This is a genomic window from Mesorhizobium shangrilense, assembly GCF_040537815.1.
In the GTDB taxonomy this organism is placed as follows: domain Bacteria; phylum Pseudomonadota; class Alphaproteobacteria; order Rhizobiales; family Rhizobiaceae; genus Mesorhizobium; species Mesorhizobium shangrilense.
In genome coordinates this window covers 4,202,937-4,220,231 of the sequence record NZ_JBEWSZ010000001.1, presented here as the reverse complement: position 1 = coordinate 4,220,231, position 17,295 = coordinate 4,202,937, and the positions used below count along the sequence as shown (strand labels likewise).

12 protein-coding genes, 1 tRNA gene and 1 pseudogene are annotated in these 17,295 nt (G+C 60.4%); 7 read left to right on the top strand and 7 right to left on the bottom strand.

Annotation, left to right across the window (positions count from 1 at the left end; genetic code table 11):
• Positions 1–203 precede the first annotated feature (203 nt).
• From ABVQ20_RS20425 to ABVQ20_RS20415, 3 genes are all read left to right on the top strand, one after another.
• On the top strand, positions 204–1,052 hold the full coding sequence (locus ABVQ20_RS20425; RefSeq protein WP_354462233.1) for a dimethylarginine dimethylaminohydrolase family protein: 849 nt from the start codon (positions 204–206) through the stop codon (positions 1,050–1,052).
• Entirely contained in the window at positions 1,049–2,629 is a 1,581-nt protein-coding gene (locus tag ABVQ20_RS20420; protein ID WP_354461282.1) for a 5-guanidino-2-oxopentanoate decarboxylase, read from the top strand. The genes ABVQ20_RS20425 and ABVQ20_RS20420 overlap by 4 nt, the downstream gene beginning before the upstream one ends.
• Positions 2,630–2,865: 236 nt before the next feature.
• Positions 2,866–3,573 (top strand): SDR family NAD(P)-dependent oxidoreductase, encoded by a 708-nt coding sequence (locus tag ABVQ20_RS20415; RefSeq protein ID WP_354461281.1) that lies wholly within the window; start codon positions 2,866–2,868, stop codon positions 3,571–3,573.
• A gap of 110 nt (positions 3,574–3,683) precedes the next feature.
• On the opposite strand, the gene rpsA is transcribed toward ABVQ20_RS20415, so the two are convergent.
• A complete protein-coding gene (rpsA, locus tag ABVQ20_RS20410; protein ID WP_354461280.1) occupies positions 3,684–5,381 on the bottom strand; it encodes a 30S ribosomal protein S1 in 1,698 nt (565 codons plus the stop codon).
• Positions 5,382–5,586: 205 nt separating this feature from the next.
• Positions 5,587–5,685, bottom strand: a pseudogene (locus tag ABVQ20_RS20405) ((d)CMP kinase); the annotation flags it as partial.
• Between the two features lie 190 nt (positions 5,686–5,875).
• Here ABVQ20_RS20405 and ABVQ20_RS20400 point away from each other — a divergent pair.
• Positions 5,876–6,778 (top strand): bile acid:sodium symporter family protein, encoded by a 903-nt coding sequence (locus tag ABVQ20_RS20400; RefSeq protein ID WP_354461279.1) that lies wholly within the window; start codon positions 5,876–5,878, stop codon positions 6,776–6,778.
• 7 nt (positions 6,779–6,785) lie between these two features.
• Here the strand turns inward: ABVQ20_RS20400 and cmk are convergent, their stop codons facing one another.
• Together cmk and aroA are read right to left on the bottom strand one after the other, a co-directional pair.
• Complete coding sequence (gene cmk / locus ABVQ20_RS20395; protein ID WP_354461278.1) at positions 6,786–7,436, bottom strand: (d)CMP kinase; 651 nt, start codon at positions 7,434–7,436, stop codon at positions 6,786–6,788.
• 256 nt (positions 7,437–7,692) lie between these two features.
• Entirely contained in the window at positions 7,693–9,051 is a 1,359-nt protein-coding gene (gene aroA, locus ABVQ20_RS20390) for a 3-phosphoshikimate 1-carboxyvinyltransferase (protein WP_354461277.1), read from the bottom strand.
• 193 nt (positions 9,052–9,244) lie between these two features.
• Between aroA and ABVQ20_RS20385 the strand changes: the two genes are divergently transcribed.
• Together ABVQ20_RS20385 and ABVQ20_RS20380 are read left to right on the top strand one after the other, a co-directional pair.
• A complete protein-coding gene (locus tag ABVQ20_RS20385; protein WP_227349397.1) occupies positions 9,245–9,631 on the top strand; it encodes a TIGR02300 family protein in 387 nt (128 codons plus the stop codon).
• Between the two features lie 181 nt (positions 9,632–9,812).
• Positions 9,813–9,888, top strand: a tRNA-Ala gene (locus ABVQ20_RS20380).
• 314 nt (positions 9,889–10,202) lie between these two features.
• On the opposite strand, the gene ABVQ20_RS20375 is transcribed toward ABVQ20_RS20380, so the two are convergent.
• The 3 genes from ABVQ20_RS20375 to ABVQ20_RS20365 are packed head-to-tail and all read right to left on the bottom strand — an operon-like array spanning position 10,203 to position 12,765.
• Positions 10,203–11,906: a recombinase family protein gene (locus ABVQ20_RS20375; RefSeq protein WP_354461276.1), complete on the bottom strand. Its 1,704-nt coding sequence runs from the start codon at positions 11,904–11,906 to the stop codon at positions 10,203–10,205.
• A complete protein-coding gene (locus ABVQ20_RS20370) occupies positions 11,903–12,406 on the bottom strand; it encodes a DUF2924 domain-containing protein (RefSeq protein WP_354462232.1) in 504 nt (167 codons plus the stop codon). The genes ABVQ20_RS20375 and ABVQ20_RS20370 overlap by 4 nt, the downstream gene beginning before the upstream one ends.
• A gap of 5 nt (positions 12,407–12,411) precedes the next feature.
• On the bottom strand, positions 12,412–12,765 hold the full coding sequence (locus ABVQ20_RS20365) for a DUF3489 domain-containing protein (protein ID WP_354461275.1): 354 nt from the start codon (positions 12,763–12,765) through the stop codon (positions 12,412–12,414).
• 1,072 nt (positions 12,766–13,837) lie between these two features.
• On the opposite strand from ABVQ20_RS20365, the gene ABVQ20_RS20360 reads away from it, so the two are divergent.
• Entirely contained in the window at positions 13,838–16,897 is a 3,060-nt protein-coding gene (locus ABVQ20_RS20360) for a TrlF family AAA-like ATPase (RefSeq protein ID WP_354461274.1), read from the top strand.
• Positions 16,898–17,295 lie beyond the last annotated feature (398 nt).

The window sequence follows — 17,295 nt, the reverse complement described above, 5'->3', positions numbered from 1 at the left end:
GCGAAGCGACCGGATTCGTCGTTGCTGGAATGTTTTACCCATTACCCGTCACTGTACAGAGTTCCCATTCTCAGGATGGACCGTTCTGCTTGCCTCCGTCAACCATGGTTTTTGGACCATTGATCACGGCTTGCTGTAGTGGTTATTGGCGGGCGGGATGGATCAGGGAGAACTTAGTGGACAAAACATACGGGTCGCAGTCCATGGCTGGGCCGCTGAAGCGCGTGCTGATGCGTTCCGCCGCCAGCGCCATGCGTCGCGCCAATGCAGCCGAGTGGCACTATGGCAGGGGATTCGACCCGCAAAAGGCCGCCGCCCAGCATGAGCAACTGACGAAATTGGTGGCGAGGTCCGGCGCCGAGATCGAATGGCTGACGGACGCCGATGACGGGCTTGCCGATTCCGTCTTCACCCACGACCCGTCGCTGATGACCGATCACGGCGCCATCATTCTTTCCATGGGCAAGGCGCTGCGCCGGGACGAGCCAGGCCTGCACGAGGCCGCCTATATCAGCATGGGCGTGCCCATCCTTGGCCGCGTCGAAGCGCCCGGCCAGGTCGAGGGCGGCGATTGCGTCTGGGTGGACGCGAACACGCTGGCCGTCGGCCGTGGCGTGCGCACCAACCAGGACGGCATTCAGCAACTCTCGAACCTGCTCTCGCCCAAGGGAATCCAGGTCCTTGGTTTCGACCTGCCGCTCTGGCATGGCGAGGAGGCCTGCCTGCACCTGATGTCCGTGATCAGCCCGCTCGCCGACGATCTGGCGCTGGTCTATGCGCCCCTGCTGCCGGCGGCCTTCTACCAGATGCTGAAGGCGCGTGGCATCAAGCTGGTCGAAGGCGACGCCGACGAGTTCCATGCCTCCAGCGGCCTTAGTCTCAACGTTTTGCCGACCGCGCCGCTCGACGTGATCGCCGTTGCCGGTTTCCCGAAGACGGCGGCAGCCATGCGGGCTGCCGGCTGCACCGTTTCCACCTTCGAGGCCGACGCCCTTTGCATCGCCTGCGAAGGCGGCCCCACCTGCCTCACACGCCCGGTGCTCAGACAATGACGACAATCGGCGAAGCGCTTATCTCCCTCCTGGAAGCCCATGGCGTCGATACCGTCTTCGGTATTCCAGGCGTCCATACGGTCGAACTCTATCGCGGGCTGGCGCGCTCGAGGATCCGCCACGTCACGCCACGCCACGAACAGGGCGCCGGCTTCATGGCCGACGGCTATGCCCGCGCCAGCGGCCGGCCGGGCGTCGCCTTCGTCATCACCGGACCCGGGCTGACCAACACCATCACGGCCATGGGTCAGGCGCGCGCCGATTCGGTGCCGATGCTGGTGATCTCCGGCGTCAACGCCATGCCGACGCTGGGCAGGGGCCTTGGTCATCTGCACGAACTGCCCGACCAGCGCGGCATGATGGAGAAGGTGGCGCTGTCGTCGTACCGCGTGACCGAGGCTGGCGAATTGCCCGGTGCCCTGGCGCGGGCCTTCGCGCTGTTCTCCTCCTCGCGCCCCGGCCCCGTGCACATCGAGATCCCGACCGACGTCATGGTCAAGCCGGCCGACGGCATCGCCGCCCTGTTGAGCAATGCGGCGCCTCCGGACCCGGATGGCCAGGCAATCGCGCAGGCAGCCAAACTCATCGCAGCAGCCCGCCGTCCACTCATCCTTGCCGGCGGTGGCGCCAAGCAAGCCGAAGGGCCGCTGAAACGCCTGGCCGAGCGGCTCGGAGCGCCGGTTGTCCAGACGGCCAATGCGCGCGGTCTCATGCACGGCCATCCGCTTTGTGTGCCGGCCAGCCCAAGCCTGAAGGCGGTGCGGGCGCTGATGGCCGATGCCGATCTGGTCATTGCGGCCGGCACCGAATTCGGTCCGACCGATTATGACGGATACGGCGATGGCGGCTTTGTTTTGCCGGCTAATTTGATCCGCATAGACATCGGCGCCGACCAGCTCGCGCGCCGCCCGGCAACGGTTTCGATCCAGGCCGATTGCCGTGACGCGCTGGAGGCATTGCTCGCGGAAGTCGGCAGCGCCGCCATGACCGAGGCCGATGGTCCGTCACGCGCGGCGGCGGCACGGCAAGCGGCCTTCGCCGAGATCAGTCCGGCCATGCAGGCACAGGTGCGCGTGGTCGAGACGATCCGCGACGTGCTGCCGGGATCGATCATCGTCGGCGATTCGACGCAGCCCATCTATGCCGCCAATCTGTACTATGATCATGACCGGCCGGGCGGCTGGTTCAATGCCGCCACCGGTTTTGGCGCGTTGGGCTATGGCCCGCCGGCCGCGGTGGGCGCTGCCCTTGCGGTCCCCGATGCGCCGGTCGTCTGCCTGACCGGCGACGGCGGTTTCCAGTTCACGCTGCCGGAGCTGGGCGCGGCACTCGATGCGCGGGCACCGGTCATCTTTGTCGTCTGGAACAATCGCGGCTACCGCGAGATCGAGACCTCGATGCTCGATGTCGGCGTCGAGCCGGTTGGCGTGTCGCCGGCGCCGCCGGATTTCTGCAAGCTGGCCGAAGCCTATGGCATTGACGCCGAGCGGCTGGCCGACACAGGCGGTCTGGCGGATGCGCTCAACCGTGCGCGGGCAGCCGGGGTGCCGCGCGTCATCGAAATCACGGTGGATTGAGCATCCAGGACGGCGTGGATTTTCCAACCCGCATCGGAAGGTTCGCCGGCTTGGCTCTTGCATGGCACAAGCATCACGGCTGGCGGCTTCGCTATTGCCGGCCGCTTGACGCATGCAAAGACGCAACAACTGCCATGTCGAGATATCAGTTGAGTGATCGTGCGAAAGGCGCGACGCTCTGCGTCGGCGCGGCATAACAAGCGACATAATCAAAAAAATGACAGGAGCGGTCCAGGATGACGGAAACACTTGAAGGCAGGCATATCGTCGTGACCGGTGGAACGGGCGCACTCGGCGGTGCGGTGGTGGGGAAGCTGTTGGGCGAGGGCGCGATCTGCCATGTGCCCAATGCCCATGCCGCCGCGCCCGCGCATTTTCCTTTCACCGCGCATGACCGCGTCAAGCTGGCGCACAATGTCGATCTCTCGGACTCGGCCAAGGTCGAGGCATTCTACAGTCAGGTTCCAGGCCTGTGGGGCTCGATCCATCTGGCCGGTGGCTTTGCCATGGCGCCTATAGAGAAGATCGAATCGGCGTCCTTTGCCGAGATGATGGACACCAATGCGCGCACCGCCTTCCTGTGTTGCCGCGCCGCTGTGCGTTCGATGCTGGCGTCGGAGACGCCGGGCCGTATCGTTAATGTCGCCGCGCGGGCGGCGCTGGAGCCGCGCCGGGGCGCCGGCATGGTCGCCTACGCGGCCAGCAAGGCGGCGGTCGCGGCAATGACAGTGGCCATGGCGGAGGAATTGAAGGGCAAGGGCATCCTGGTCAATGCCGTGGCACCCTCGACGCTCGATACGCCGGCCAATCGCGCCGACATGCCCGATGCCGATTTCACCAGATGGGTCAGCCTCGAAGCCGCTGCCGAGGCCATCGCCTATCTCGCTTCGCCGGCCAACCTGATGATGAGCGGCACGCTGGTGCCACTCTACGGCCGGGCCTGAGCCATCGGAACAGGCCTTCGGTTTCAGGCATAAGCCAAAGAAAAACCCCGCCGGATCGCTCCGGCGGGGTTTTTGTTGCGAGCCGCTGCGAAGCGGCAGGCGGCGGATGCTTAGCTGCCCTGCTTCTTCAGCGCGGCACCCAGGATATCGCCCAGCGAAGCGCCGGAGTCGGTCGAGCCGTACTGTGCGACCGCTTCCTTCTCTTCGGCGATTTCCAGCGCCTTGATCGAGACCTGCAGCTTGCGGGTCTTCTTGTCGAAGGCGATGACGCGGGCATCGACCTTCTGGCCGACGGTGAAGCGCTCGGGGCGCTGCTCGTCGCGGTCGCGGCTCAAGTCGGAGCGCTTGATGAAGGTCTCGATGCCGCTGTCGACCAGCCGCACTTCCAGACCGCCATCCTTGACGCCGATGACTTCACAGGTGACGACCGCGTTCTTGCGCAGTTCGCCCGAGGTCGCTGCCTCGCCAACCGTATCCTTGGCCAGCTGCTTGATGCCGAGCGAGATGCGCTCCTTCTCGATGTCGACGTCGAGCACCTGCGCCTTGACCATGTCGCCGCGATTGTACTCTTCGATGACCTGCTCGCCCGGACGGGTCCAGTCGAGGTCGGAAAGGTGCACCATGCCGTCCACGTCGCCCTCCAGGCCGATGAACAGGCCGAACTCGGTCTTGTTCTTGACCTCGCCCTCGACCTGGCTGCCGACCGGATGGTTGCGCGCGAAGGCTTCCCACGGGTTTTCCAGCGTCTGCTTGAGACCGAGCGAGATGCGGCGCTTGGCCGGATCGACCTCGAGCACCACCACGTCGACTTCCTGCGTCGTCGACAGGATCTTGCCGGGATGCACGTTCTTCTTCGTCCACGACATTTCCGAAACGTGGATGAGACCCTCGATGCCCGGCTCCAGCTCGACGAACGCGCCGTAGTCGGTGATGTTGGTGACGGTACCCTTGATCTTCTTGCCGATCGGGAACTTGGTGCCGATCTCGGACCACGGATCGCTCTCGAGCTGCTTCATGCCGAGCGAGATGCGGTGGGTTTCCTGGTTGATGCGGATGATCTGCACCTTGACCGTCTGACCGATGTTGAGGATTTCGGTCGGATGGTTGACGCGGCGCCATGCCATGTCGGTGACATGCAGCAGGCCGTCGATGCCGCCGAGGTCGACGAACGCACCGTAGTCGGTGATGTTCTTGACGACGCCTTCGACAACCTGGCCTTCTTCGAGGTTCTGCACGATTTCCGAACGCTGTTCGGCGCGGCTCTCCTCGAGCACGGTGCGGCGCGACACCACGATGTTGCCGCGGCGGCGATCCATCTTGAGGATCTCGAAGGGCTGCGGGTTGTGCATCAGCGGGGAGACGTCGCGGATCGGGCGGATATCGACCTGGCTGCGCGGCAGGAAGGCCACGGCGCCGTCGAGGTCGACGGTAAAGCCGCCCTTGACCTGGTTGAAGATGACGCCTTCAACGCGCTCACCCTTGGTGAACTTCTCTTCGAGACGGACCCAGCTCTCTTCGCGGCGGGCCTTCTCACGGGAAAGCATCGCTTCGCCAAGCGCGTTCTCGATGCGCTCGACATAGACTTCGACGGTGTCACCGACCTTGAGGGTGGTGTCCTTGCCCTTGACGCCGAATTCCTTCAGCGGCACGCGGCCTTCGACCTTGAGGCCGACGTCGATGATGGCCATGTCCTTTTCGATCGCGGTGATCGTGCCCTTGACGACCTGACCTTCGCCGGAGTGGCCGGTGGTGAATGATTCTTCGAGCAGGCTCGCGAAATCATCGCGAGTGGGATTTGCAGCTGACATTGTTTCTCCTGGAATGCCCCGCATCTTCAGCGGGACGGCGCCGTGGGTTAGCGTTGCGTTGGCCTGCCGGCGTTCCGGGCTGCAAAAGCCCTGGGCCGCTTCTTAAGCGGCAATTCCGGCGCATGAAGAATGCTGGCAGGTCGGTTCGTGCCCGATATGGGTATTTTCTTCGTATCCGACAACGGAAACAGCATGAAAACCCGGATCAGGCCTTGTCTCTCCTGGCCAGCACGTCGTCGCTGGCTGCGAGAAACGCGGCTTCTATAGCGATTTCGCTGGTATCAAGCAAGTGCGCGTCCGCACTGCGGACTGGCCGCGACCGGATGTTGTGCCATCGCGCATTTGCGGTTCCGGAGCGGTTCATCGTTTTCACGGAAACGCCAAGCCGCTCCATCTCCTTTCCTTGGCGTGATCCCGAACGCAAAACCGTTTCACACTTTTCCTCGAATTGCTCTAATTCGGCTCGGGGAATCGGACTGACAAATGGGGGGATCATGCAGTCAAGCGCCACTTTCAACATATTCCTGCCGGTGGCTTTGGTCATCATCATGCTGGGTCTTGGCCTGTCGCTCAAGCTCCAGGATTTTTCAAGAATTGTCTCGCGGCCGAAGGCCATTCTGGTGGCCCTTGTCGTTCAAATCCTTCTGTTGCCGGCCATCTGCTTTGGCATCGTGTCCGTCTCGGCCCTGCCGCCGGCCATGGCGGTCGGCATGATGCTGCTCGCGGCCAGCCCCGGCGGCCCGTCAGCGGTTCTCTACACGCATCTTGCCAAGGGCGACACGGCGCTCAGCCTGACGCTGACAGCGATCAACTCGCTGGTGGCGCTGGTTTCTGTTCCGTTGATCACCAATTTTTCGCTGCTGCATTTCTATGGCGCCGGGCAGGTCATCCCGTTGCAGATCGAGAAATTCCTGCAGTTCTTCGCCCTTGCGCTTGTTCCGGCCTCGATCGGGATCGCCATCCAGCACCGCTATCCGGCCCTGGCCGACCGTATGGAGAGCCCCGTCAAGCTGCTGGCGATGCTCTTCCTGGCAGTGGTCGTTCTCTTTGCCGTCATCGGCCAATGGGACCTCATCGTGACCTGGGGACCGATCGTAGGCCTTGCCGCCCTTGCCTATAATCTGGCGAGCATGGCCGTCGGCTACGCCGTGCCGCTCCTGCTCCGTTTCGAACGGCGGCAGGCAATCGCCATCGCGATGGCAACCGTCATCCACAACGCCGCGTTCGTCATCACCCTGGCGCTCAGTGAATACCTGCTCAACAACGCCGAAATGGCGGTGCCGCCGGCGCTTTACGCCCTGATTGCCTATATCACCGCTGGGGTTTTCGTATTCGTCCTGAACAGGTCAGGCAGATATGCCCGGTCGACGGCGCGATCGGACCGCAACGCGGCGTGACAGCCGTTCAGGCCTGGTCTCTCCCGGCCATTGCACGGTCGATGATCGCCATGGCCGCCAGAAACGCCGCCTCGATGGCCATTTCACTTGTATCAAGCAAGTGCGCGTCTGCAGCCGGTTTCAGGGGCGAGTCGGCGCGGCCCATGTCGCGCTCGTCGCGGCGCATGATATCGGCGAGGATCTCGGCGAAGTTGGCGGTGCCGCCGATGCTTTCGATCTCGGCCAGCCTCCGCCTTGCCCGCACCTCGGCGCTCGCCGTCACATAGAGTTTGATGTCGGCATCGGGGCAGACGACAGTGCCGATGTCGCGACCGTCGAGAACGGCGCCCGGCGGCGTCTTGGCGAAGTCGCGCTGCTTTTCGACGAGGATGCGCCGCACCGAGGGAAACACCGCGACCTTCGAGGCCGCCTCGCCAACCGCATGCGCCGACAGCACCGTCCGGTCGAGCTTTGCCAGATCGACCTGGCGGGCCGCGGTTTCAGCCGCCGAGACATTGTCGAGCGGCAGCGCGTGCTGGATGAGTGCGTAGGCCACCGCGCGATAGGTGAGGCCGGTGTCGAGCAGGTTCAGCCGGTAATGGTCGGCCAGCCGGCGGGCCAGCGTGCCTTTTCCGGCACCGGCTGGACCGTCGATGGCGATGGTGAAGGGGATGCTCATTGGCTGGCCGCCGCGGTCGAAAGGCGCGATGAAAAAGACAGGTGCCGCGATCCTTCGCGCCCCCCTCTGTCCTGCCGGACATCTCCCCCACGAGGGGGGAGATCGGCCGTCATCGCGGCCTTGGCCGTTTGTCTACGTTGCAGAGTTGAGCGAAGCGCCAAAACTGCCAATCTCCCCCCTCGTGGGGGAGATGTCCGGCAGGACAGAGGGGGGGGCTGTCCCGCCAACCTACCAACGCTATTGATTGCCAAGACTGTCACTCGATCTCCGCGCCCAGCGCCTTCATCAGGCCCATGAATTCCGGGAAGCTCGTCGCGATCATCGCCTGGTCGTCGATGGTCACCGGCTTTTCCGTAGCCAGCCCCATCACCAGAAAGCTCATGGCGATGCGGTGGTCGAGATGCGTTTTCACCGTCGTGTCCTGGCCGTTGGGATGACCACCCAGCCCCTTGCCGCCGGGTTTGCCGCGCACGGCAAGCGAAGCCTCGCCCTCGGTGCAGTCGACGCCGTTGAGCTTCAGCCCGTCGGCCACGGCCGACAGCCGGTCGGATTCCTTCACGCGCAGCTCTTCCAGCCCCTGCATCAGCGTTTCGCCTTCGGCGAAGCTGGCGGCGACGGCCAGCACCGGATACTCGTCGATCATCGACGGCGCCCGCTCGGGCGGTACGGTGACGCCCTTGAGCTCGGAGTAACGCACGCGCAGATCCGCGACATCCTCGCCACCGGCATTGCGCGGGTTGAGGATGTCGATCTTGCCGCCCATCTCCTGCAGCGTCAGCAGAAGGCCGGTGCGGGTCGGGTTCATCAGCACGTTTTCGATTGTGATGTCGGAACCCGGCACGATGAGCGCCGCCACCAGAGGGAAACCGGCCGAGGACGGGTCGCCGGGCACCGCGATCGTCTGGCCCGTGAGCTTGCCCTGGCCCTCGATGAAGATGTGACGCACGCCGCGCTCGTCGGTCTCGACCGACAGGTGGGCGCCAAACCCCTTCAACATCTTTTCAGTGTGGTCACGTGTCATCACCGGCTCGATCACGGTGGTGATGCCCGGCGTGTTGAGGCCGGCAAGCAGCACCGCCGACTTCACCTGCGCCGAGGCCATCGGCACGCGGTAGGTGATGGGTGCCGCATGCTTGGGTCCACGCAATGTGATTGGCATGCGGTCGCCCGGCGTCGCCTTCAGCACCTGCACGCCCATCTGGCGCAAGGGTTCGAGCACGCGGCCCATCGGCCGGCCGGACAGCGAGGCGTCGCCGATGAAGGTGGTTTCCATGTCATAGGTACCGACGAGGCCCATGGTCAGCCGCGAGCCGGTGCCGGCATTGCCGAAGTCGAGCGGGCCTTCCGGCTGCAGCAGCGCGCCGTTGCCGGTGCCGCGGATCACCCACTCGGCGCCGCGCTTTTCTATATGCGCGCCCATCGCCTTCATCGCCGCACCCGTGCGCATCACATCCTCGCCTTCCAGCAGGCCGGTGATACGGGTCTCGCCGGAGGCCAGGCCGCCGAACATGAAGGAGCGGTGCGAGATGGACTTGTCACCCGGCACGCGTGCCGTGCCGGAAAGGGCGGATGATTTGCGGGCGGTGGCCGACTTCGGAGCGGCGGCGTGAGACATGGAATTTCCCTGGACGGAATGCCGGCGAGCCGGCGCTTTTCATTTGTTGCGGCGGTCTCGTAACACGGCGGACCGAAATGGTCATCCCCGGTGCGGGCCCTTTCAATGCTTGGTTTTGTGACGCCGGCTTTTCGCTTTGACAGCGCTGCAAACTGTGGTTAAGGGGACCACTCTTTTATTGACGAGGCTTGCCGTGGCAAAAACCGAACTTGGCACAAAACGCATCGACCCGGAGACGGGCCGAAAATTCTACGACCTGAACAAGGACCCTGTCGTCTCGCCGTACACGGGCAAGACCTATCCGCGTTCCTATTTCGAGGAAGGCAAGATTGCCGCCATCGAAGAGGAAGAGGAAGTGGCCGAGAAGGAAGTGGACGCCGAGGACGAAGAGGGCGTTGAGGTCGTTTCGCTCGAAGAGGCCGACGACGACGCCAAGGGCGACGACCTGCCCGATCTCGGCGATGACGAGGACGTCGATCTCGGCGATGACGAGGACGACACTTTCCTTGCCGACGAAGAGGAAGAAGACGACGATGTCGCCGACATGATCGGCGTGGGCGACGACGACGACGAGGTCTGAGCACAAGCGTTTGCAGGCTTCCCGGCCTGCGGACAACTTTCTCGGCCTGTGGACAAAAAGCCGGCGTTCAAGGCTTGATATTGACGAAGGGCGGGGTTAGAAGCCGCCTGCACTAACGGCGCGGTCACCAACCCGCACCGGATCTCTTCGCCGGAAACGGCGCCGGTTGACTGCCGGATGTGGGGCCATAGCTCAGTTGGGAGAGCGCTTGAATGGCATTCAAGAGGTCGTCGGTTCGATCCCGATTGGCTCCACCAAACAGTCTTCAGTAATTTGCGCAATGCTCGCGCGACGCACATTACGTCGTCAATTCAAAAGCTTAGCTCTGCAGAGACGGTATTACGTGGTCGTGAGACCGCGATTTGCGGGTGGTTTGGCCAATTTCGGGCCGTCCGTCTCAGCGGCGGTGTTTTGGTGACCACTTAAATTCTGGGATGATGCGCGGTGCATCGCAATGATGCCGAAGCGATGTGCTGCCTGATTGGTCCGATGAGCGCTGCGGTTAGGAGTTGGCCGCTGTAGCAGGCTATCAGCAGCCTCCGACCTTCAGCCCCGTGCCGAGGGGGGGTGGTCAGAAACCCAGGACGATTTCCTGATCTTGCCAGGCAAGCGGCATGTCGATTAGACGGGTCAAGTGTCGCACGGTTAAATCCGGTGGCTGGCTACCCGCCAGAATTGCCTCGACTATCTTCGGCGACAGGAAGGCCAACGGCAGGATGCGACTGATGTCGGCACGATGCACCCTGCAATGGTATGCTATGTCTGCGATGCCTTGACCTGAGCCATCGGTCAATTTGGCGAGATAGAGATGTGCCCTGGCGATGAGGTCGATCAGAGCAGCATCGGGCGCTCTGTTCTGCCGGCTGTCGTTCTCGATCACCATGCGTGTCTCGGCACCGCGTCGCCTCATGGCTACTGGCAAATTGATAGTGAACAATGATGACTCGGCTTCAGGATCAAGCGCGTTTTCATTCGAACTGCATGGGACGCCGTCGCAGAGCATCGCGACAAGGGCTTTCCGATCAATTTGAAAGCTGATGTTGTCGCTGCTCAGCGTGATTCTCTTAAAGATCGACCGAGGGGAGATCGCGGTTTCCTGCGCAGCCTTCGTCTCGATCCATGCGTTCGCAGCATCAAGCGCCTGCTGGATGTGGCCTACCGATGCGTAACGTTGGACCCAATCGGCGAGGCGTGATCGATCCAGCAACAATTGCCGCAGCTGATGTTCGACAATGGCTTCGAGCTCATGAGAAGGAATGCGCCAACCATCATTCTTGTTGTTGGAGTTCTTAAGGCGCGCAGAGACGTAGTAGCGATATCGCTTCCCATGATTGCTGGCATGGACGGGACTAAGGCGGTCGCCGGTCTCGTCAAAAACAATGCCGGTCAGGAGATGGACATCAGGTGCATTTGACGATGATCCTCGCCTGCGAGGCGATTGTTCAGCCAGAAGTTCCTGGACCTTATCAAAGTCTTCGGCGTCGATGATGGCCTCATGCTCACCGTCAAAGTGCTCAGCATGGTGTTTCACGCGTCCGATATAAAGTTTGTTCGAGAGCAGGTAGTAAAGCTTGCCCCTGCTCCAGTGGCCACGTCTTGCACCGCCTTGGCTGCCGAGTTCGGTTTGAGTCTCATCTCTTTGTTGCCCGTTGAACTCGTCGGCTAGTGCCAGCACTGATTTGAGTTCAAGGTAACGGCGAAACAAGTAGCGGACCATGTTTGCGTCGCGGTCATTCACGACCAGTTTTCGGTCTCTCACCTCATAGCCGAGAGGCACCCGGCCGCCCATCCACATGCCTTTTCTCCGCGAAGCGGCAATCTTGTCACGGATGCGTTCTGCCGTGACCTCGCGCTCGAACTGGGCAAAGGCCAGAAGTACGTTTAGCGTCAGCCGCCCCATTGAACTCGTGGTGTTGAAGGCTTGCGTCACCGAGACGAACGAAACGTGGCTGGCATCGAAGATTTCAACGATTTTGGCGAAGTCCATAAGCGATCGCGTCAACCTGTCGATCTTGTAGACCACCACAACATCGATCCTGCGATCACGAACGTCTTGAAGCAACCGTTGCAAGGCGGGGCGCTCCAAGGTCCCGCCTGAAATGCCTCCATCATCGTAATGATCGGGGATCAGCTTCCAACCGAGTCCTACTTGGGAAGAGATGTAGGCAACACAAGCTTCTCGCTGCGCGTCGAGCGAGTTGAACTCCTGATCAAGACCTTCCTCAGATGACTTGCGGGTATAGACCGCGCAGCGGAGTTTGAGGGGCGTACTCATAGTCCAAAGAACCTCGGGCCTGACCAGTGGGCGCCAGTGATTTTCCGAGCGATTGCCGAGAGCGAGAGGTATTTCGTGCCTTCAAACAGGAACCCGTCCTTCACCACGTCGACGACGTTGGTCCTTCCGTTCCAATCACGTATGAGCCTTGCACCAACCCGTGGAGTGGCGCGCGCGATGGTATCACTCCGCTTTGCTTTTCCGGTGTTGCCGGAGCTATCCCCTCCAAGAGCTGTGGCATCGGTATCTGTTTGGCCCGACCTTGGCATTTTCGCCACCACATTCGCGATGGCGAGTTTGAGCGCCTTCTTCCCCTCAGCGGATAGGCCGCCAAGGCGTTTTGCCTGGAGGTCCGAGGCTATCGCGTAGGAGAGCAACTCTCGCCGGACGCCTGGTGGAGGGGGGCATCGAAAGATTTTTGCCCACCGAGCGACCAGCTCATCACGGTCGAGATCGCCGACACCGGCGATCTCATTTTCCAAATCTTTTCTGGCGATCATCGAATTCACGCGCCGGTCGCAATGTCCGCGATTCTGTACCGCCGGGTACCATCCTTGCCGATCTCGCTGATGAGCGCCTGCCCAAGCTTTTTCTTGACGGTGCCCGATAGAAACCCGCGGACCGAGTGGGCTTGCCAGCCGGTTACCTCCGCCAGGTTCTGAATGCTGGCCCCTTTCGGCGTGGCTAGCTTTTTGAGAACCAGATCTGCCTTTGTCGCGCCCGGCTTTATCACCTTTCCTGCCTTCGCAGGCGCCTCAGCCTTTGCTGCTTTGCCCTTCGTTCGGCCTTTTCCCTTGGAAACAGTGGGTTCCAGGATGTTGGTCTCGGCAGATCTATTGGCATCGGTGTCGTTCGACATTTTGATCTCCTTCAGCCAGAGCCGGCTAATCCAGCGCTAGTACTGGCTGAAGCCCGCGGTCAGACACTGCGGGCTAGGAGATCAGGGCTTCGTTGAAGCCTATGGTGCCTACCAATGCTTGCTTGCATGGTGAAGTCCATATGTGGACGGCCCCAGTTTCCAAGAAAATTTGAAAGTACGGACCTGATCGCCTGCATCCATATGTACGGCCTTTGAGTGGAGCCGGGACCGACTCCAGCCGAATCCTTTCAAGGTCGACAGGGCCCGGAACGACGGCACCGCCGTCATCCTGTCGAAGCGATCGACGAAGGATCAGGAACGCGAATATGCGCGGCTGTTCCTGAGCACTGGACTTGCAGAGTGGGCGGGAGCCAACAGACGCATGCCGGGCCTGGAGACACTGTAGCCAGCAATTGGACGATAGCAACGGGACAGCACATGGCGCCCTACCGCAAAGAGGCAGCTTTGGTAGTGTGCCGATCGCCTACGAGAGAGGAGACCGATTGAAGATATTTCTGGATATCCTTCCGAGCACGGTGAATGCATGCGTGCATGCATTGGAAGGCTTAGGCCCTCGGATTTGCGGGTTCCAGAGCTGGGCGTGCGCTAATCGAGAAGATGGTGGGGGCAAAGAATGGCGAAACGTAGGCCGTATGCGGCAACAAACAACGACCTGGTTGCTCACGGACTTGCCCCGGCTATGCGATTCTTGATTGCGGTCGCCCTAGACGGTTCTACGATGACCTACCGGGAACTTGGCGCCAAGCTTGAGAACTAGGCCGGTTTCTCGACTATCTTCAGGACACGCCTCGGGTTTGTCGTCGGCTCGCTCATGGGTAAGATTCAGAAAGTCGAGCCCACCGCTCCCCTCATAAATGTCTTGGCTGTTAACCAGAAGGACCGCCAGCCCAGCAAAGGGGGCGGGCTCGTTCATGGCAAAGCGCTTCAACGAGAAGCGCCGCTCCGACTTCTGACAATGTCTCCGTTTGACGAACAAGCGCGTCATGTTACGACGCTATCCGGGGGGCAGCGATAACGCCTCGAAAGATAAGTTCTTATCGGGGCGTGACAGATGTATTCGCGGGGATCTGAGTGGCGGGAGTGGGACCTTCATATTCACTCGCCTGCTTCGTTCGAGTGGAGCGGCGAGAAATTTGCGGGCGATGCTGTGCGCAACGACCAACTTCTCGACGAAATGATCAATGCCCTGAACGGTGCGTCTCCGGCCGCATACTGCCTGATGGACTACTGGCACTTCGATGGGTGGTTTGCGCTGAAGAAGCGGCGCAGCGAAGAAACTGCACCCAAGCTGAAGAAGACGTTGTTTCCAGGTATCGAGCTTCGCCTTGTGTCTCCTATGAAGGCACGCCTCAATGCACATGTAATGTTTTCCGACGATATTCCCGATCAACACCTCAGGGACTTCCTGTCGCATTTGAAAGTCGAGCTGGTTAACCGGCCACTATCATCAAACGCGCTGATTGAAGTCGCGCGCTTCGTTGGCAAGGACAAACTCGCCGTCCACGGGTTTACGAAAGAGGAGGTCGATGCGGACGACGAGGTAGCATATCTCGCCGGCTGCAAGGTCGCTGAGATCAATACTGACTCTTACAAGGAAGCAATCCGCAAAGTTCCAGACGGCCGTGCCATTGGGTTTATGCCGTTCTCTACAAACGATGGCCTTCAGGAGGTCGATTGGTCAACCCACTATGCCTATACCCTGGGCTTATTCGAAAGCTCTCCAATTTTCGAAACGCGGGATCCGAACTTGTGGGCCGCGTTCTGCGGCATCGAAACACCTGGTAACGCCAAATGGGTTTGCAATTTTCAGGCAGCCCTTCGCGATCTTCCACGCCTTGCGGTGTCAGGCAGCGACGCGCATTGCTTTGTGGGAAATGGCAAGGACAAGCGCGGCTACGGTGACTATCCATCAGGAAAGCGCACCTGGATCAAGGCGGACCCTACCTGGAAAGGTCTCCTGCAGGCCCTGAAAGAGCCGGCGAAACGATCATTTCTCGGCGCTAGGCCACCCAAACTGGAGCGCATCAATGAGAACAAGACATTCTACATAGATCGCATCAGTATTAAAAAGGTCGATGGGAGCATGCTCGCCGATAAGTGGCTGCATGAAGTCGAGATCCCGCTCAATCCGGATCTCGTGGCCGTGATCGGCAATAAGGGCAGCGGCAAAAGCGCCTTGGCCGATATCCTCGCTCTGCTCGGCAACTCTCAGCAGGGTGCCCATTTCTCATTTTTGAAGAAGGAGCGTTTCCGTGGAAAAAACGGCGAACCCGCGCGCCAGTTCCTTGGAAAACTCACGTGGCTTGCCGGTGATCCCCGCGAAATGTCGCTCGCAGAAGACCCTGCCCATGATCGTGTAGAACTGGTTCGCTACATTCCGCAAGGTCGGTTCGAAGCGCTTTGCAACGAGCATGTATCGGGAAAAACTGAAGTATTTGAGAAAGAGCTGCGCGCTGTTATTTTCTCTCACGTGCCAAAGGATGTCCGGCTAGACGCCCTCGATTTTGACCAGCTGATAAGTGCACAGGAAGCCACGTTCAGGGCGAGGACTGAAGGGCTTCGCAGCCGTCTGAGGACGCTCAGCCAGCAACTTGTCGCTGATGAGGATCAGCTAAACCCTGGTGTCCGAGCCAATCTTGTTGAGCAAATCGCTCTGAAGGAGCGTCAACGGGCAGAGCACTTGGCAATCAAGCCTCAGGCAGAGCCGGCGCCGACCGATCGACTAACGACGGAGCAATATCAGGCCAGCGGACGGCTCGCCGAGATTTCCGCGGAGCTGGAGAAATTGTCCGTTGGAGCAAAGGCACTAACCGACACCAGACAAGGGGTTGGCCGAAAGGCGCGGACGGTGCGAAGTATTCGAGACCGAATTGCTTTCTTCCAACGTCAGTACGATGCTTTCACGGTGGAAATTGCCGCTGATCTGGAACTCGCCGAGCTCAAGGTGGACGACATCATATCGATGACAATCAAAGATGCAGTCTTGACGCAAAGCGTGGAGAAATTGGTAGCTGAAGAGGCCGAAATCGACTTGAAGATGGCGACATTAGCCGGCGTACGCGATGGCCTTATCGCAGAACAAGCACCTCTCGTTGAAAAGCTCAACGAGCCTCAAAAGAAGTACCAAACGTACGTCCAGGCGCTTCAAATATGGCAAACAGCCCTGGATGTGATCGACGGGTCCGATACAGATCCGGAAAGCCTTAAGGGTCTTCAACGGCGACTAACGCAGATCGATGAGCTGCCGGCTTTGCTAAAAAAGCGGCGTGAAGAGCGACAAGGAATAACATCCGACATTTTCAGCGTGCTCGAGGAACAGCGTGTCGCCCGCGAAGCGTTCTTCGTGCCATTGCAAAGTCTGATCCAGAGCAATGCGCTGATCCGGGATGATTACAAATTGCAATTCCAGGCTCGCCTGCTGGGCTCACCGGAAAGCATCGCCACGAATCTTTTCAGTGACATAAAACAGATCAGAGGCGAGCTTCGTGGGGATGAAGAAAGCCTGAACGCAATCCGGATCCGATTCGATAAATACGCTTTCAATCAACCCAGCGATGCGGTGGGCTTTGCCAATGATATCGATTCCTTGCTGACCGCCAGCGCGGGTGAGGTGGGCAACGCCCCCGGCATCCGATCCCTAATGCGCAAGGATCGGGAGCCCGCTTCCGTCTACAGTTATGTGTTCGGCCTCGAGTATCTGGAGCCGAAATATACCTTGATGTTCCAGGACACACCAATCGAGCAGCTCTCCCCTGGGCAGCGGGGCGCGCTCCTCCTTATATTCTATCTACTGGTTGACAAAGGACGGAATCCAATTGTCCTTGACCAGCCTGAGGAGAATCTCGACAACGAGACGGTGGTTAGTCTCCTGGTCCCCGTGCTCAACGAGGCGAAGAGATCCCGCCAGATTATTATGGTGACCCACAATCCCAATCTCGCTGTTGTCTGCGATGCGGAGCAGATCATCCACGCGACATTTGATCGAAAGAGTGGCCCCTCGATCTCCTACAATGCAGGGTCGATCGAAGATGGAACAATCAACAAGGCAGTCGTCGATATCCTGGAAGGCACCAAAATTGCCTTCAACAATCGTGGCCAAAAATATCACTGAACGACAGGTTCGAACTCGGCGACTCCCGATCGACACTTCGCAGGCTTAAAGACAGGCTGGGACTTCAGCGAGCCCATAGCGCTGTTACCTCCGCATGATGTAAGCAGTTTGCACCACGCTCGCAGTATGTGCCACTCGCGTATAACTTCAGTCAGGTCGGCTTGTGAAAAGCGGACTCGCCCTGGCGAAAGTACACATGAAGGCTTTGCGCCCAAAGAGGCCGTTCGGATGCGCATTTCTGAATAGCCGGGACGGGCCGAAATCTGCCGGCCGCTTTCGACACACATTCGACTGAAGTGGACATTGGGCAAACGACCCAAGCTAGCCTTGCCCAAGCCATCCCGGTCCGTCAAGAAGCGGTCGTTGCGCAATGAGGTTGTTAGGGCCAGTATCAGCCA

What these genes read in the sequence shown, in the direction of transcription:
- cmk (WP_354461278.1), bottom strand. Translation starts at nt 7,436, where the DNA reads ATGAGCATCCCCTTCACCATCGCCATCGACGGTCCAGCCGGTGCCGGA.
- rpsA (WP_354461280.1), bottom strand. Translation starts at nt 5,381, where the DNA reads ATGTCAGCTGCAAATCCCACTCGCGATGATTTCGCGAGCCTGCTCGAA.
- ABVQ20_RS20400 (WP_354461279.1), top strand. Translation starts at nt 5,876, where the DNA reads ATGCAGTCAAGCGCCACTTTCAACATATTCCTGCCGGTGGCTTTGGTC.
- ABVQ20_RS20425 (WP_354462233.1), top strand. Translation starts at nt 204, where the DNA reads ATGGCTGGGCCGCTGAAGCGCGTGCTGATGCGTTCCGCCGCCAGCGCC.
- ABVQ20_RS20420 (WP_354461282.1), top strand. Translation starts at nt 1,049, where the DNA reads ATGACGACAATCGGCGAAGCGCTTATCTCCCTCCTGGAAGCCCATGGC.
- ABVQ20_RS20370 (WP_354462232.1), bottom strand. Translation starts at nt 12,406, where the DNA reads ATGATCGCCAGAAAAGATTTGGAAAATGAGATCGCCGGTGTCGGCGAT.
- ABVQ20_RS20415 (WP_354461281.1), top strand. Translation starts at nt 2,866, where the DNA reads ATGACGGAAACACTTGAAGGCAGGCATATCGTCGTGACCGGTGGAACG.
- ABVQ20_RS20360 (WP_354461274.1), top strand. Translation starts at nt 13,838, where the DNA reads ATGTATTCGCGGGGATCTGAGTGGCGGGAGTGGGACCTTCATATTCAC.
- ABVQ20_RS20375 (WP_354461276.1), bottom strand. Translation starts at nt 11,906, where the DNA reads ATGAGTACGCCCCTCAAACTCCGCTGCGCGGTCTATACCCGCAAGTCA.
- ABVQ20_RS20365 (WP_354461275.1), bottom strand. Translation starts at nt 12,765, where the DNA reads ATGTCGAACGACACCGATGCCAATAGATCTGCCGAGACCAACATCCTG.
- aroA (WP_354461277.1), bottom strand. Translation starts at nt 9,051, where the DNA reads ATGTCTCACGCCGCCGCTCCGAAGTCGGCCACCGCCCGCAAATCATCC.